Origin of the sequence: Natrinema pellirubrum DSM 15624, from assembly GCF_000230735.2 — an archaeon.
GTDB classification, from domain to species: domain Archaea; phylum Halobacteriota; class Halobacteria; order Halobacteriales; family Natrialbaceae; genus Natrinema; species Natrinema pellirubrum.
In genome coordinates this window covers 254,477-269,638 of the sequence record NC_019967.1, presented here as the reverse complement: position 1 = coordinate 269,638, position 15,162 = coordinate 254,477, and the positions used below count along the sequence as shown (strand labels likewise).

The window sequence follows — 15,162 nt, the reverse complement described above, 5'->3', positions numbered from 1 at the left end:
GACTGCATAAGTGGAATGTCGAACGCCGGTTGAGTTGAGTGATAGGTTCCAGAGACGTTCCACCCGCGTTGCTGACCTGCACGTACAACGTTACTACCGAGGAGACCGTTGGCACCGACGACGAGGAGTTGCATACTGTAGTGTTCCGACAGTAATGTAAATAGGTACTGCGAACACGGTCATACTATGCGAGTACTGGTCACTGGCGGTGCGGGATTCATCGGTTCAAACTTCGTTCACTACCTTCTCAACGAACACGAGGACGACGAAGTGATCACACTGGACGCGTTGACGTATGCGGGTTCGAAGGAGAACCTCGATGGCGTTCTCGACGACCCACGACACGAGTTCGTCGAAGGTGACATCCGCGACCGCGATCTCGTCACTGACCTCGTCTCCGACGTCGATGCAATCGTCAACTTCGCGGCGGAATCACACGTAGACCGGTCAATCCAAGGTGCGAAACCCTTCGTCACGACGAACGTCCAAGGCACCCAGACCCTCCTCGACGCTGCTAACGAGGCAAATATCGAGCGCTTCCTCCAGATCTCGACCGATGAGGTGTACGGCCAGATCCTCAACGGGAAGTTCTCCGAAGACGACCCACTCAATCCCCGGAACCCCTATTCGGCGACGAAGGCAGGTGCGGACCTCCTCGCACAGAGCTTCCAGACGACTCACGACCTTCCTGTCCTCATTACGCGGACGTGCAACAACTTCGGTCCCCGTCAGCACCCCGAGAAACTCATCCCGAAATTCATCCAGAACGCGGCCAACGGCCAGGACCTGCCCGTCTACGGCGACGGGTCGAACGTCCGCGAGTGGATCTACGTAGAGGATAATTGCCGAGCACTTGACGTGGTCCTCCGGGAGGGGGAAGTGGGAGAGATCTATAACATCGGGAGCCACGCGGAGAAGACGAACCTCGAAGTCACCGAAGCGGTTCTGGACGCCGTCGGGGCAGACAACGACCTGATCGAATTCGTCGAGGACCGCGCCGGCCACGACCAGCGCTACGCACTCGAAACCGAGAAAATCGAAGCACTCGGCTGGGAACCGGAATACACGTTTGAAGAAGGTCTCGAACGAACCGTCGAGTACTACTTGGACTGACGATGCCTGGCGAAGAGAAACCGATCCCGCCGTCCGAGTGGCAGGCAATCGTAGAGAATGTTCCACTCGTCTCCGTTGACCTCGTCGTCGAACATGATGGCGGTATTCTCTTGGGCAAACGCGAAAACGATCCCGCCAAAGGAGAATGGTTCGTGCCCGGTGGAACGGTACTGAAGAATGAATCCCGGACTGAGGCTGTCCACCGCGTCGCCAAGGAAGAACTCGGAGAATCTGTCGTTATCGGCGAGTGTCTTGGAACCTACGAGCACTTCTATGATACCTCTGAGATTGAGGGTGTTGACTCGAAACACTACGTTGCGACTGCGTATCGCTGCCATCTCGAACACGACGAGCCCGATTTCTCTGGCGACGACCAACACAGCGCGATTGACGTCTTCCATCCACCGTTCAACGACCTTCATCCGTACGTTGAACGATATCTTGACGACCTCTAAGACAGTACTTGACTACCGAAGATCCTGCTCACGAAGCATCTTCCCGATCTGATCCCTCAGCTGTTGGAGCGAAATCAGGGAAAACCGAACAACGCAGCATCGAACGTCCTTCATTCAAAATGGACTACCCGATGGGTACCCCGTAGTTCTGATGTCGCGCCAGATGTTCGGGTCCAGCGTCTATGAGGCCGCCGTCGAGGTGAACGAACGCCAGCCCGAACGACTGGTCGACCGCCTAAAGCACCACGTCGACCTCGAGGGTGCGCGGATCGCGGTCCTCGGCCTCGCGTTCAAGCCCCAGACCGACGACATCAGAAACTCCAGAGCAATCCCGGTGATCGAATTACTCCGGGAGTACGGCGCGGAGGTCGTCGCGTACGATCCGGTCGCGAACGACCCTATGCGGGAGCGAATCCCGGCGGTCGAATACGCCACCACCGCAAAGGCTGCACTGAGCGACAGTGACGGAGCGGTTGTCGTGACCGACTGGGACGAGTTCGCGGCGCTCGACGACGCGTTCGACGAGATGGCGACCCCCGTCGTCGTCGACGGCCGCCGCATCGTCGAGCGCCGGGACGGGATCACGTACGACGGACTGACGTGGTAGCGGAGACGACTCGAGAAGTTGGAACCTGCCGAAGGGGCCGGACAGTCGTCTGTGATCAGACTACTAGACCCTAGAACGATCTCCACTAGGGCCACGTAGTCACCTCGATGGAGGGTGTATGGAGTTCTCCGTATCCAAACGTAGTTTAGATAGGAAGAAACTTTTCTATGATAGAGAAAGTTAGATCGATGGATGCGATCGTACTAGCAGGCGGCTACGCTACCCGACTCTGGCCGATCACTCGCCAACGCCCGAAGATGTTCCTTCCGGTTGGTGACACGACGGTCATCGATGGTGTGCTCGAGGACCTCGAGACGGACGACCGAATCGACGACGTCTACGTTTCGACGAACGAGCGGTTCGCGGACGAGTTCGAAGCCCACCTCGAGACCAACGACTACCACAAACCACAGCTCTCGATCGAAGACACGACCGACGAGGACGAGAAGTTCGGTGTGATCGGCGCGCTCGCCCAGCTCGTCGACCGAGAGAACCTCACGGACGACACGATCGTGATCGCGGGCGATAACCTCCTCAGTTTCGACGTGAGCGAGTTCGTCGACTTCTTCCGCCAACGAGAAACCCCGACGCTCGCCGCCTACGATGTCGGCGATTACGACCGCGCGACATCGTACGGCGTCCTCGAACTCGACGACGACGGCCGCGAGATCGTCGCCTTCGAGGAGAAGCCTGACGACCCACCGAGTACGCTCGTGTCGGTCGCCTGCTACGGGTTCCGCGCAGCGGACCTCGAGTTGCTCGAGACGTACCTGGCTGGAGAGAACAACCCCGACGAGCCGGGCTGGTTCGTCCAGTGGCTCGTCGACCGGGAGCGCGTCGACGCGTTCACGTTCGACGGCGCCTGGTTCGACATCGGGACGCCCGAGAGCTATCTCGACGCCGTCGCCTGGCAGTTCGACGGCGACAGCACGATCCACCCTGACGCGTCGCTCGAGGGGACGACGATCGGGGCCAACGTCCACGTCATGGAGGGCGCCCGCGTTACCGACGCGATCCTCCGTGATTGCGTCGTCTTCCCCGACGCCACGATCACCGGCGGCACGGTCGAGCGAGCGGTCATCGGGACGGGTGCCGAACTCCGCGAGGCTGAGATCCAGTCGGCACTCATCGGCCCGGAGCTGACGCTCGCCGATCTGCCGGCCGGCCGGTAACCCACTGGCACACAATCGCGACCGGCGACCCCTCGGCCGCCAGACACCTGATTATCGCAGACGGAGTCGCCACTAGTGGGCACTAGTAGTGGGACGAGACCTGCCACGAACTCGACCCGGTTCCTGGCGCCGCCGCCCCTGGGAACGGATGGCCACCGAAGGGAGTCTCGTCCTGGATGGCGTGGGATGCATCGACGCGCCGCTGACCGCGCATCGGGGTGACTCCCACCAAAGATTAACTACATCTAATACGTTACTAGCGGGACGGTCACAACGATCGCGTGGGATCAATGTCACAGAGGGACTGGCAACACCTAGCCGAGACCGCACAGGATGGGCAGAGCCCGGGAACGTATGTCCAGAAGGCGTGTGCATACATCACGCGTGCGCCAGGGGAGCTCCTGGTGTTCGAGGGCCCGGAGTATGAGGGCCTACAGATTCCGAAAGGGACCATCGAACACGGAGAGACACCACGTGACGCCGTGACTCGAGAAATCGAAGAAGAGAGTGGCCTCGAGACCCTGCAGACGATCTCGTATCTGACGACAGATATCTGGACGCGCTCACTCGAGCCACCAAAGCAATACATCCGCCATTTCTTCGCAATCACCATCGACGAAGCACGCGACCAGTGGACGCATACTGTCACTGGCGAGGGTGACGAACGCGGGCTTACATACAAATATAAGTGGGAACCGCTGCCGCCAGAGCAGCCGTTTGCACTCGCGCTCGACGATTACCTCCATTTCGTCCGCGACTAGGACCCCGTCAGATCGAAGCGGATGACCCTGTCGTGGGGACACTGTTCTGGGCCCCAGCCCAATTGAATCCGATATTCGATGCGATTGGTCGCCACTGTGAGTCCGTCGGCCACAAGACCACTGAACACTGCAGGTGGCTGCCCACCCGCATACTAGTAGTGGGGGCGCGACAGTACGATACCTGCCGCAAAGTCAAACCGTTTACCGTCCCCGCCTCCCCTGCGAACGTATGGACAACGAACGGATTCTCGTCACTGGTGGCGCGGGATTCATCGGCTCGCAGCTGACTGATCGCCTCCTCGAGGCCAACAACGACGTCACGATCGTTGATGACCTGTCGAACGGCCGCGCGGAGTGGGTCCCCGACGGCGCGACGCTCGTCGAACGGGATCTCACCGATGACGACGCCCTCAAGGGCGTGCTCACGAGCGATTTCGACCGCGTCTTTCACCTCGCGGCCTCGAAGGCCGTCAACACCGACAGTCCGCGAGCACAGTTCGAAGCGAACACGCAGATGACCTACAACGTTCTCGAGACGATGCAGGAAGTCGGCGTCACGGACCTTGCCTACACGTCGACGTCGACGGTCTACGGCGAGGCACCGCGGCCGACACCCGAGGATTACGCCCCACTCGAGCCGATCAGCGTCTACGGGGCGAGCAAACTCGCCGACGAGGGGCTCTGTTCGACCTACGCGCACTCTCACGACCTAACCGTCCACACGTTCCGCTTTGCGAATATCGTCGGCGGGCGGCTGCGCGGCGCCGTCATCCCCGATTTCATCGAGAAGCTACAGGCCGACCCCGAGACGCTGACCATCCTCGGCGACGGCCGCCAAGAGAAATCTTACATGCACGTCGACGATTGCATCGACGCGATGCTGCACGTCTGTGAACAGGCCGAGGGCCCGCTGGCGACCTACAACCTCGGGACGCGGACGACGACCTCCGTGACCCGCATCGCGGACATCGTCAGCGAGGAACTGGGCCTCGAGCCCGAGTACGAGTACACCGGCGGCGACCGCGGCTGGACCGGTGACGTGCCGAAGATGCGCCTCTCGATCGAGAAGCTCGACGCCCTCGGGTGGGAACCGACCCACGAGAGCGATCGGGCGGTCCGCGAGGCGACACGGGAACTGTGTACGGAGTTCGGTCTGCGGAACTGACCACGACTGCCGAAGCGCTTCGACTGGGTTGACGATGGCCTGTGACACTCGCCTGGATTCTGATGACCTAGTCCCTGCTAACGAGCCACCCGAACTGTACGTATAGCGTCGCCAGACCCTCGAATATTAACGAGTGGGACGCAAGGAATGTAGGGCCCAATGCTTCATGCTACTGGACAGAAGTCAATACGAAACCGGTCGGGAATTCGCGGCCGTCCCCAGAGGTGACGGCCGCATACGTGCGACCGGCTTCACGTAGTTCTGTCTAGCAGTGAGCGTGTCATAGAATCCATCTCATAGCTTGAGCTTCTCACATCCCGGATCGTCTCCTCGCTCATAGTTGGTGATGGCAACGACGAGTCGTAGGCAGAGCGCGACGAACACTTCTGTCCGTGCGTGAACACGGCCTCGGGCGCGAACGTGCCCGAGGCCGCAGTCCTTGACCGCGTCGTTGGTTCGTTCGACCCCTGTCCGGCGGTTGTACGTCTCGTCTAAGACGGATTGTTTGAGCTGGACGTCCTCGCTGTGTTCCTCGATGCGGTCCTCAATCCTGTACTCGATATCTTTCGGATCGTCGGTGTTTCGCGGGTTGTACGGGGCGACTGGCACGACCCCTGCGGCCAGCAGGTGGTCGTGCCAGTCGAGGATGTCGTAGGCACTGTCTCCAAGCATCCAGGTCGGTGTATCGACGGCGAGCGCGTCACTCGTGACGCGCATCGCCGTCTCTTGAGATGCCTGTTTAGCCTGTGTAAACTCCGCCGCTATCGGGATCTTTGCTCCGCTTGAGACGATCGTACAGCCGAAGCCGTAGTAGTACTCTTCAGCTGTTGGATCGTAGTTCCATGACGCTGCGTCGTTGTACCGAATCGCCTCAATGTGCGTCGAATCAATGGAATATGTTGAGTCGAGCAGGCCGCGGACGGCGGCCTGCTCGACGAGCCTGTCGAAGACATCGTCGACGACATGTTCGAGGTCAGTGAGAAAGCGGTCAACCGTGTCTCTAGATGGAGGTTTGTCAAGTCCGCAGTAGTACCAGACGAGTGTATGCTGGAGTTCACGCGTGACGGGGCGTGTACCGTAGATGTTCTTGTAATAGCAGTGCAGAAAACCACGAAAGAGATCTGGTGGCTGATGAACTCGTGTTCGCCCCCTCGAAGCGGGGGCGAACACATCGTACTCCAGCAGAAACTCGAACTCAAGGTACTCGAATAGCGGCACTGTCTCGGTAGCCGCCGCATTCAAGAACTCGTCTACCGAAGTTACGTCTTGCAGGGCTGCGATTGTGCTGGACACACTTTCCGCACCCTGCTGCCTTGCACGAGACGCTTTCTATGACACGCTGTAGCAGTATCAACCCACCACTAGTCGTCCCCCGTTCGGGTCCACTAGTACCGGAGCAGATGCAGCCCCACGGCTGTCGGTTTCATACTTGGTGGCAAGGGGTTTATTATAGAGTAAGAAAACAGCTTACATGATATGCAACAACAGGAACATGAATCCGACGAGTACTCGCCGGTCGCAGCACTCGAGGGAACGAACTGTACGTTCTGCGATGAAGGGGAACTCATTCGAGGAGTCTATAAGGGAAACACGGCCGTTATCTGCGATTCGTGTGAGACCCCCGGGGCGCAGTTCTGGTAACACCGACGGCCCTGTTTTCGAGAGGAAAGACCGATCGTGCCGATTCGATGATCGCCGGCTTCGGAAATCGCAGTGTTCTCATAGGGTGAACGCAACCGTGCTGACATGCAGAACCAACGCGTCCTGATCACGGGCGGGGCAGGGTTTATCGGGTCAAATCTGGCGAACCATCTCGCGGCGGACAACGACGTCGTCGCGATTGACGACGAATACCTCGGCACGCCCGAGAACCTCGAGTCCGCAGTCGACTACCACAATCGGAGCGTCCTCGAGGACGACCTCCCGACGGACGTCGATGTCGTCTTCCACCTCGCAGCGCTCTCGTCGTACGCGATGCACGAAGAGGACCCCACCACAGGCGCCCGCGTCAACGTCGAGGGGTTCGTCAATGTGGTCGAACAGGCCCGCGAGGACGGCTGCGAGACGGTCGTCTATGCGTCGACGTCGTCGATCTACGGCAGCCGCACCGAGCCCTCGCCGGTCGACATGGATGTCGCCGTCAACACAGGCTATGAAGCCTCCAAACTCGCCCGCGAACGCTACGGCGAATACTTCGCCAATCACTACGACATGAACGTCGCTGGGATGCGCTTCTTCTCGGTCTATCAGGGCTACGGCGGCGCCGAGGAACACAAGGGCGAGTACGCCAACGTGATTGCCCAGTTCGCCGACGACATGGCGAACGGGGAGGCACCAGTGCTGTACGGTGATGGCACGCAGACGCGGGACTTCACCCACGTCTCGGATATCGTCCGCGGGCTCGAGCAGGCTGCAGATACCCAGCTCACCGGCATCTACAACCTCGGGACGGGCGACGCCTATAGCTTCAATACGGTCGTCGACATGCTCAACGACGAACTGGGGACCGACATCGAACCCGAATACATCGAAAACCCCATTCCTGACTCGGTGTACGTCCACGACACCTGTGCCGATTCGTCGACGATGCGTGAAGCGACCGGGTGGGAACCCGAGATCGACTTCGAGGAGGGACTCCGGCGAGTCTGTGCACAGTACACCGAGACCGACGCAGCGACCTCGCTCAACTGATGCGATGACATCCTCCCCGGCGTGGTTTCCAGTCATGGTTCGACCTGCGACACAAGTTTGACGAGGCGAATCCTCCCGGCTACCGTAAACACGGCGACACTCGATCCAAGAGTACGGTCACGTTCAAAGCAGACGGCTTCAAACACAACCCCGAACACGACCTCGTCCGACTCTCAAAGGGCAAAAACCTGAAAGAACACTGGTCGGACTTCCTGCTCTGCGAGTACCAGACCCGCCCCGACGTTGACCTTTCAGAAGTCAAGAAGGTGCAGAACGTTCGAGCCGTCTGGAATGGCGACGAGTGGGAACTGCACTTCGTCTGCAAAGTCGAACTCGAGACCACCGACTCAGCAGGCAACGAAGTGGCCGGTATCGATCTCGGTATCAAGAACATCGCCACAGTCGCATTCCCCGACAAGTATATCCTGTACCCCGGCAACTCGCTCAAACAGGACAAGCACTACTTCACCCGAGCAGAGTACGACACTGAGGGTGAGAACGGGCCCTCGGAGAAGTCGATGCGGGCACGCAGGAAACTCACAGACCGTGAAACACACTTCTACCACACGCTTACGGACACAATCATCACAGAGTGTGTCGAACGCGGTGTTGGCACGCTCGCGGTGAGCTGGCCTGAAGACGTGCGCGAGTCCGACTGGGGCAAGACGGGGAACAAAAAGTTGCACTCGTGGGCGTTTGACCGTATCTACCAGAACCTCGCATATAAGGGTGAGATTCGTGGTGTTGAGGTGCTGAAAGAGAACGAGTGGGACACCTCGAAGACGTGTTCACGGTGTGGTGATGACACGCGGTCAAACCGCGTGGAACGGGGCTTGTACGTCTGTTCATCGTGTGGGTTGGTCGGGAACGCCGATTGTAACGGGGCGGAGAATATGCGCCAGAAGATAACTCTGAGTCCTCACGGTGAGGATAGGAGTAACGGCTGTGTGGCACAGCCATCGGTACACCTGTTCGACCGCGAGAGCGGGACATTCCGTACGAGAGAACAGGTCGTGTCGTAGACCAGCAAATATCCCACCTGTGGTACGGGAAGCCTCGCCGTTTACGGCGAGGAAGATGTCACCGCGATCTCCATGACGGTGAAGGAGCCACTCGCGACGCAGGTGTCTCCGCTGACGAGTGGTGAGACCACCCGCGATACACGATAGCATGTCGTTAGCGATCGGTGAGTGAAAGAAGCGAGACAAACTGACGTGCTGGTCGCAAAACCGGCTACGGATTCAGCCTGCTCACCTCAGGTTTCCAGAGCGACGAACACGGCCACGCGAGGCAGTGCCCGTCCACTTGGGAGCTAAGGGTGAGTTGACGACTAGATGAACTTACCGATGCATTCAAAAGTAAGCTAGTTGAACACTAAGTAGTGGCTAATATCGAACTGGACCTTGATGACGATGCAATTTTGATTGAGGACCACAATCAACAACAGCAGCTCATAGCCACGAGGAGCGGTGATTCATGGCGGGTACTCGAGGAACCGATCGACAAATCGAATCAACTCGCAACCCGGACAACAGTGAACACGCCCACACAGGCCCTCATCGAAACGCTCCGATGGCTTGCCGAAAATGAATGAGGAATTACACCCACCCCGGCGTGAACAGTAGACGCCGAATCTAATTTGCGCCGTTGCTGGTAGGGTCACTATGGTCGAGATTGATGAAGCAAAACAGGTCTGTCGCGCCGCTTCAACCGTCGTTTATCCGGCGCTCGACTTTGGCATCAAACAGTGTGGGAGCTACACAAGAGAGCTTCAAGAAACTCCTTTCTCGTGTCGCCTTCGAACAAGAGTTCGCCAATACAGCTGGGAAAACGTGCCAACTCAACAACGGCGAGCCCGTCGACGTGACGTCGACGGCTCGCAATGGACTCGCAAAATCACTTCTCTACCATCTCCGGAACCTGGAGGCGGACGCCATCGACGACCAGTTCGATGGCGTCCGCGATGATCTCTTCGAGATTCTCCGGAAACAACGACTCTTGCCCAACTGTGTCGATGTTGCGATAGACCTCCACCAGTGGCGGTTTTACGGTGGTGCAGACACTGACCACGTTCTGATCACCTATCCCGATCAGGGAACAACTCGAACGTACTGTTTTGCGACGATCTGTATCGTTGCACCAGGAACGCGGTTTACACTCGATGTACTGGCATTGAAGGCGAACGGCTTTCGCGCCAAGCGCGAAGCCGTTCGCTTGCTGCTCGAAACGGCACAAGAGTACGTCTCGATCAGACACGTCTACCTCGACAGAGGCTTCTACCAGGTTCACGTCGTTGCGGAACTCGAACAACTCGACGTCGACTATATCGTCCGTGCACGCCCGAGTAAGGGGATGAAAGCCCGTCTCAGCGCCGGCGCTGAGACGGTCGTTGACGAGTATCTCATGCAGCGAAAACGTGAACCGACCGCCTCAGTTGCAGTGACTGTGTTTGCTGTGCCACATCGGTCAACGGAGGACGAGCACGTCTGGTTCGTGACGAATCTCGACCTTGAGCCTGAAGCGGCGAGAGCGTACGCGACGGCGTTCCGCCGCCGCTGGGGAATTGAAACCTCCTACCGCCAGATCGGTGACTTTCTCCCGAGAACATCGTCGCCGACGTTCTCGGTACGGCTGTTCTACTTCCTGTTTGCGGTTTCGATGTACAATCTGTGGATCCTCGCAAATGTACTTGTCTCAGCTGGTGCTGTCCCGGAGAAACCGCCAATCTCGACACGTGTCTTCAGGGAATTCGTTAGTGTAACCGATTACGGATAGGGGAAGATCAGTTCGACCGAGATAATCGGTCAGAACGCCGGAGCCGAGTGGCAACGCTCAGAAACGCCGCCGACAGCGGCGTTTCTTCGCTCCGTTCCTCGCTGTGTCGCATAGATCGTCGGAGCGCTGCAATCCAAATCGGTTGATCGACCAGTTTTGTTCGGCTGCCCGCGTTGAATCGGCAACTACTGTTCAGGGCGGGGAGGATGTCAACGATTGATCGCGCTCAGGAAAAAGGACGAGAACACGGTCTGGAGGCCGATGATGATCGCCGTGAACGCGATGAGCGAACTCATCGTGAACTCGAGCGACGCGAATCCGTTGGTGATCCACTGGGAGACCAGTGCGGCCGCATAGAGGCTACCGACGCCGAACAGCACGAGCCCGGCCGTCGCACCGTGTTCGAGCGACAGCGATGTCGTCACGCGCTCGGTGATCGGATCTGTCGGTTTCTGGATGGGGTCGCTCGCGACGGTCGCAAAGACGCCGAGACTGGCGACCTGATAGCCGACGATCGTCAGCAGACTGCCGGCGATCATCGAGTGGGTGCCCAGCGTCGCGTTCCCGATCGACACGCCAGTGTAGGCGATCCCCATCACGACCAGCCCGGCAAGCCCGAGCAGGAGTCCTGGGGCCGAGAACAGATAGCCGGGCGCGTTCACAAGCATGAACCGGACGTGTCGCCAGCCGTCGCTGAAACTGTCGAGAGTCTCTTTGCCCTCTCGTTCGTGGTAGACGATCGGCGTCTCCACGATGTCGAGGTCCTGCGCGCCGGCCTCCATGATCATCTCCGACGCGAACTCCATCCCGGTCGTCTCGAGGTTCATCGTCTCATAGGCCTCCCGCGTGAAGATCCGGAAGCCACTGTGAGCGTCGCTCACGCCCGCACCGTAGAAGGCGTTCAGGAACTTGGTCAGCAGCGGGTTTCCGACGTATTGATGGAGCGACGGCATTGCACCGGGCTTGATCTCGCCCTCGAGCCGGCTCCCCATCACGATATCGGCATCCTGTTCGCGGAGGTGAGCCAGCAGGCGCGGGATCTGTTCGAAGTCGTAAGTCGTGTCGGCGTCGCCCATGATGATGTACTCACCGCGAGCGCGGTCGAACGCGTACCGGTAAGCATAGCCGTAGCCGGACTGATCGGGTTCGTGGACGATCGCGCCCAAGTCCCGACCGATTTCAGGTGTCCGATCGGTCGAACTGTCGCTGAGAATGATCTCGGCGGTCATGCCAAGTTCGCTGATCGCCGTTTTCGCGCGCTCAATACACTCGGCGATGCCCGCCTCCTCGTTGAGCGTCGGCATGACGATGCTCAGGGCCGGCGTCTGATCGCTGTCGGGGCCGATGAGCAAGGTATCGGCCCATCCGTCTTTAGTTAAGACTCACACCTCGGTTGTGTAGCGGTAGCGAGCGTCTCTTGTAAGATTGGTCGTTGCTTGTGGATCTTTTGAGCGTCTTCGATCAGCCGGTCGAGCAGCGGCGGCGGTGAGTAGCCGAGGAACTCACCGAGTTCGTGGAGAATAAGCTGGGCGTGCGACCGAAAGGTCGCCGCCCAGCGCTCTGTCGGAAACACAAGCTCATCATCCGCCTGCTCAGTGACTAGATCCAACAGATCGCGGCTTACAAGCAGCGACAGCAGCGCTGCGTACAATAAGATCCTCACCACGTGTTCGTCACTCGTGTCGAACTCGTCCAATTCGTACTGCGTCTTCAGCTCCCGGAACAGTAACTCAACTTCCCACCGACAGCGGTAGATCTCCGCTAAATCCGCCGGAAAGAACTCTTTCCTCGCTAAATTCGTTATGTACAGGTGGTAGTCGTCGGCGTCCTCATTGTGGACGCCGACGACGCGAAATCGCTTCGTATCCAGCGACTGTGTCCCATTGTACGGCCCTCGTTTGAATTCGACTTCGACCTCTACATCGATGTATTTCCGGTCAAGATCATTGAGAACAGCTCGGAGCTGCTTGCCCTCTAAGGGAATGGCGCGGCCGCGCCATTCCCGTAACTCCCCCGTAATCAGCGGATTCGCGTTCTGCTTCAGCCGACTCACGAAGTAGCCGTCGTTTTCGTCGATCAACGCAAACCGGCGGTACTTGAAGTACGCGAGATCGAACAGCAGGAGGCGATTCTCAAGCCACGGCCCTGTTTTGAACAAGGTGCTGTCGTGCGTTTTCTCGTTAGCAGTATCGAGCCGTTCAATCGTCTGCTCTGTGGCATTATGGAGCAGGTGGAGCTTCGCTCCAGCCTGCTCCTCGTGGCGGGCTTCGAACTGGTCTGAGAGAAATTCGTGTAACCGTAACACCGTTCCATCAGCGATCATCACGTCTCTAAATCGGTCGAGATCAGCGTCAACAGCGTTAGGAACAGCGACCTCGTCGAGACCATGCTCGACGAGGTCGCGGAGGTACTCCGCAAGTGTCGGTGTCAACCGCTGATAGAATCCACCCGGAGAGATCGTCTCATCGGCAGTAGAGTTGTAACAGCGTCTAAACCCAGCGAGTGTTCGGCTTTCGCCTGCGGCGAAGCCGAACACGAACGCCCAAACGAAGGCAGGGATCTGGAGCTTGCGGTCACGTTCGACCACGCCGAGTTCCTCGGCGTGCTCTTCGAGGAACTCAGAGGGAAACAGTGTAGTGAGCCGACGCATAATCCGAGATGAGGAGTCCTTGTCGTGCACAGACTGGACTTCCTCATTCCTTCCGAAAGATGCCTCGATAAGCCGCCGCTATCACGCGGTTTCTCGCTTAACTAAAGACGAATGGGTATCGGCCTCGTGATGGTCCGCGTCCAGCTCGCGATCACCGTCGATCGGCTGCTGTGTCGATTCCTCTGCTGACGAGTACTGGTGTTTGTCCCCTTCTGATGTACTCATAGTACTCTTCTCCCCCAGTCGGAAAGTATAAGATAACTCACATTCATATCAGGCGTTTGTATTAGTCTGCATATCTATTGATGGTACGCTATACTGGAAACAGGTGAATAAACGTTCGGTATCAGGTGAATACATGGTCGTTGCTAGCGTTGATCTATCATACAAATTATTTGTTTTGAACTGCCGTAGCGAAAAGAGGGTCAGAAGACGATTAAAGATGACGCTGAACGGCTGTCTCTGGAGAGTTAGACGCCGTCCGGAGCGCTCGAGTTCGTCGCCTCAGCGACATCGACCCAGAGGTGGACGGAGTATTCAGTGTCGTCCATCGACGGCTCGGCCGGCACGTCACCGCCGGGAAAGAGCAGCCAGACGACACGCTGGTTCTCGCCGACCATGGTCGGCTCGAGGTCGTACTCGCGGTGCCAGCTCTCGTTGTGTGCGATCGTAGTACTGAACCGGTCGAGTTCGCGCTGCTCGCGGACGACCGTTTCGTTGGCCGTCGCGTTCCCGTCGACCGTTTCGTTGGCCGTCGCGTTCCCGTCGACCGTTTCGTTGGCCGTCGCGTTCCCGTCGACCGTTTCGTTGGCCGTCGCGTTCCCGTCGACCGTTTCGTTGGCCGTCGCGTTCCCGTCGACCGTTTCGTTGGCCGTCGCATTCCCGTCGACCGTTTCGTTGCCGATCACCTCGACGTCTTGCTCGAGGACCACCACCGTGTAGTCCGTCGTCTCGTGTTCGTGGTTGTCGATCCCGACGATCAGTTCCTGACTTTCTCCCTGAACGAACTCCGTGGGGTAGTCGTCGGCGACCAGTTCGCCGTCGTCGTCCTCGGTCAACAGATAGATCGCCGAGAACTGCTCACCGTCAGGTGGGACGAGAACGGCGTAGCCGACGCTCCCGGCGGCAAGAAGGACCGACAACACTAGCAAGATGTTCAGTGCAGCATCCGCACGCGTATCGGGCTCGAATAGCTCCGCGCGTCCAGCGGCGTACCAGTCGCGGTAGGGGACCCGAAAGCGTTCGTCGGCCGGCAGCTCCCAGCGGCGGGTGGCTGCAACGGCCGTCGAGGCGAGCGTAAAGCCGCTGACCGCCACCGCGATCGGGGTGAGGCGAATCCCCCAGGGCGTGAAGTTCAACACGAGTCCGATCAGCGGGACGATCGCGATACTGAGGCCAAACGAGAGCGCGACGCGCTCGATGCCGTCGATCCCCTCCCGCGAGGAGAGCGAGTCGGACCAGCCGTCCGAATCCGTCGTATCGCCACCGTCCGCATCAGAACCCGCCGGCTCGGGCGTCTCACCGTCCTCGGGAAACAGGGCTGCGATGAACGCGTACCCCGGGGCGAAGAGTACGAAGACGAGCCCGAGCGCCACGCGCAGCGGCGTCTCCCGAATGAGTGGGGCGAATACGGCCACGTTCGTCGCGACGACGAACGCCGTGACCACGGCGAGATCGGCCGGCAGCTGCCTGATCGGCCGCGGAATGAGAAGCCACAATGACCGGGAAGCGACCATTCACCCGCTAGTATCGCAGAAGGTAATAAAAACAGTC

At 58.9% G+C, this 15,162-nt stretch carries 13 protein-coding genes and 3 pseudogenes; 11 read left to right on the top strand and 5 right to left on the bottom strand.

The genetic code is table 11. The features are described 5' to 3' along the window. Positions 1-2: 2 nt before the first annotated feature. Positions 3-134, bottom strand: a pseudogene (locus NATPE_RS23140) (NAD-dependent epimerase/dehydratase family protein); the annotation flags it as partial. A 52-nt stretch (positions 135-186) separates the two neighbouring features. On the opposite strand from NATPE_RS23140, the gene rfbB reads away from it, so the two are divergent. The 6 genes and pseudogenes from rfbB (at position 187) to NATPE_RS19585 (ending at position 5,273) form a co-directional block, all read left to right on the top strand. After that, positions 187-1,113 (top strand): dTDP-glucose 4,6-dehydratase, encoded by a 927-nt coding sequence (gene rfbB / locus NATPE_RS19610; protein WP_006183388.1) that lies wholly within the window; start codon positions 187-189, stop codon positions 1,111-1,113. 2 nt (positions 1,114-1,115) lie between these two features. Then, complete coding sequence (locus NATPE_RS21795) at positions 1,116-1,568, top strand: NUDIX domain-containing protein (RefSeq protein WP_006183387.1); 453 nt, start codon at positions 1,116-1,118, stop codon at positions 1,566-1,568. A 178-nt stretch (positions 1,569-1,746) separates the two neighbouring features. Continuing rightward, positions 1,747-2,175 (top strand): annotated as a pseudogene (locus tag NATPE_RS19600) (UDP binding domain-containing protein); the annotation flags it as partial. 188 nt (positions 2,176-2,363) lie between these two features. After that, positions 2,364-3,347 (top strand): nucleotidyltransferase family protein, encoded by a 984-nt coding sequence (locus NATPE_RS19595; protein WP_015310323.1) that lies wholly within the window; start codon positions 2,364-2,366, stop codon positions 3,345-3,347. Between the two features lie 290 nt (positions 3,348-3,637). After that, a complete protein-coding gene (locus NATPE_RS19590; protein WP_006183384.1) occupies positions 3,638-4,108 on the top strand; it encodes an NUDIX hydrolase in 471 nt (156 codons plus the stop codon). Positions 4,109-4,337: 229 nt separating this feature from the next. After that, the gene (locus NATPE_RS19585) at positions 4,338-5,273 is read left to right on the top strand and encodes an NAD-dependent epimerase/dehydratase family protein (RefSeq protein WP_006183383.1); all 936 of its coding nucleotides are present in this window, start codon (positions 4,338-4,340) and stop codon (positions 5,271-5,273) included. A gap of 294 nt (positions 5,274-5,567) precedes the next feature. Here the strand turns inward: NATPE_RS19585 and NATPE_RS19580 are convergent, their stop codons facing one another. Continuing rightward, positions 5,568-6,566: an IS5-like element ISNpe15 family transposase gene (locus NATPE_RS19580; RefSeq protein WP_006183382.1), complete on the bottom strand. Its 999-nt coding sequence runs from the start codon at positions 6,564-6,566 to the stop codon at positions 5,568-5,570. A gap of 183 nt (positions 6,567-6,749) precedes the next feature. Between NATPE_RS19580 and NATPE_RS22865 the strand changes: the two genes are divergently transcribed. From NATPE_RS22865 to NATPE_RS19560, 5 genes and pseudogenes are all read left to right on the top strand, one after another. Next, complete coding sequence (locus NATPE_RS22865; RefSeq protein ID WP_006183381.1) at positions 6,750-6,914, top strand: HVO_A0556 family zinc finger protein; 165 nt, start codon at positions 6,750-6,752, stop codon at positions 6,912-6,914. 105 nt (positions 6,915-7,019) lie between these two features. After that, the gene (locus NATPE_RS19575) at positions 7,020-7,964 is read left to right on the top strand and encodes an NAD-dependent epimerase/dehydratase family protein (RefSeq protein WP_006183380.1); all 945 of its coding nucleotides are present in this window, start codon (positions 7,020-7,022) and stop codon (positions 7,962-7,964) included. A 26-nt stretch (positions 7,965-7,990) separates the two neighbouring features. Then, positions 7,991-8,986 (top strand): annotated as a pseudogene (locus NATPE_RS19570) (RNA-guided endonuclease InsQ/TnpB family protein); the annotation flags it as partial. A 359-nt stretch (positions 8,987-9,345) separates the two neighbouring features. Beyond that, positions 9,346-9,558, top strand: coding sequence for a hypothetical protein (locus tag NATPE_RS19565; protein WP_015310322.1), 213 nt, complete (start codon positions 9,346-9,348; stop codon positions 9,556-9,558). 155 nt (positions 9,559-9,713) lie between these two features. Next, positions 9,714-10,739, top strand: coding sequence for a transposase (locus tag NATPE_RS19560; RefSeq protein ID WP_006183378.1), 1,026 nt, complete (start codon positions 9,714-9,716; stop codon positions 10,737-10,739). Positions 10,740-10,948: 209 nt separating this feature from the next. On the opposite strand, the gene NATPE_RS19555 is transcribed toward NATPE_RS19560, so the two are convergent. The 3 genes from NATPE_RS19555 to NATPE_RS19545 form a co-directional block, all read right to left on the bottom strand. After that, on the bottom strand, positions 10,949-12,043 hold the full coding sequence (locus tag NATPE_RS19555; RefSeq protein ID WP_049804974.1) for a glycosyltransferase family 2 protein: 1,095 nt from the start codon (positions 12,041-12,043) through the stop codon (positions 10,949-10,951). A 71-nt stretch (positions 12,044-12,114) separates the two neighbouring features. Next, positions 12,115-13,389: an IS4 family transposase gene (locus NATPE_RS19550; protein WP_015298935.1), complete on the bottom strand. Its 1,275-nt coding sequence runs from the start codon at positions 13,387-13,389 to the stop codon at positions 12,115-12,117. Positions 13,390-13,859: 470 nt separating this feature from the next. Beyond that, positions 13,860-15,125, bottom strand: a complete 1,266-nt coding sequence (locus tag NATPE_RS19545; protein WP_015310319.1) for a DUF1616 domain-containing protein — start codon at positions 15,123-15,125, stop codon at positions 13,860-13,862. Positions 15,126-15,162: the final 37 nt, after the last annotated feature.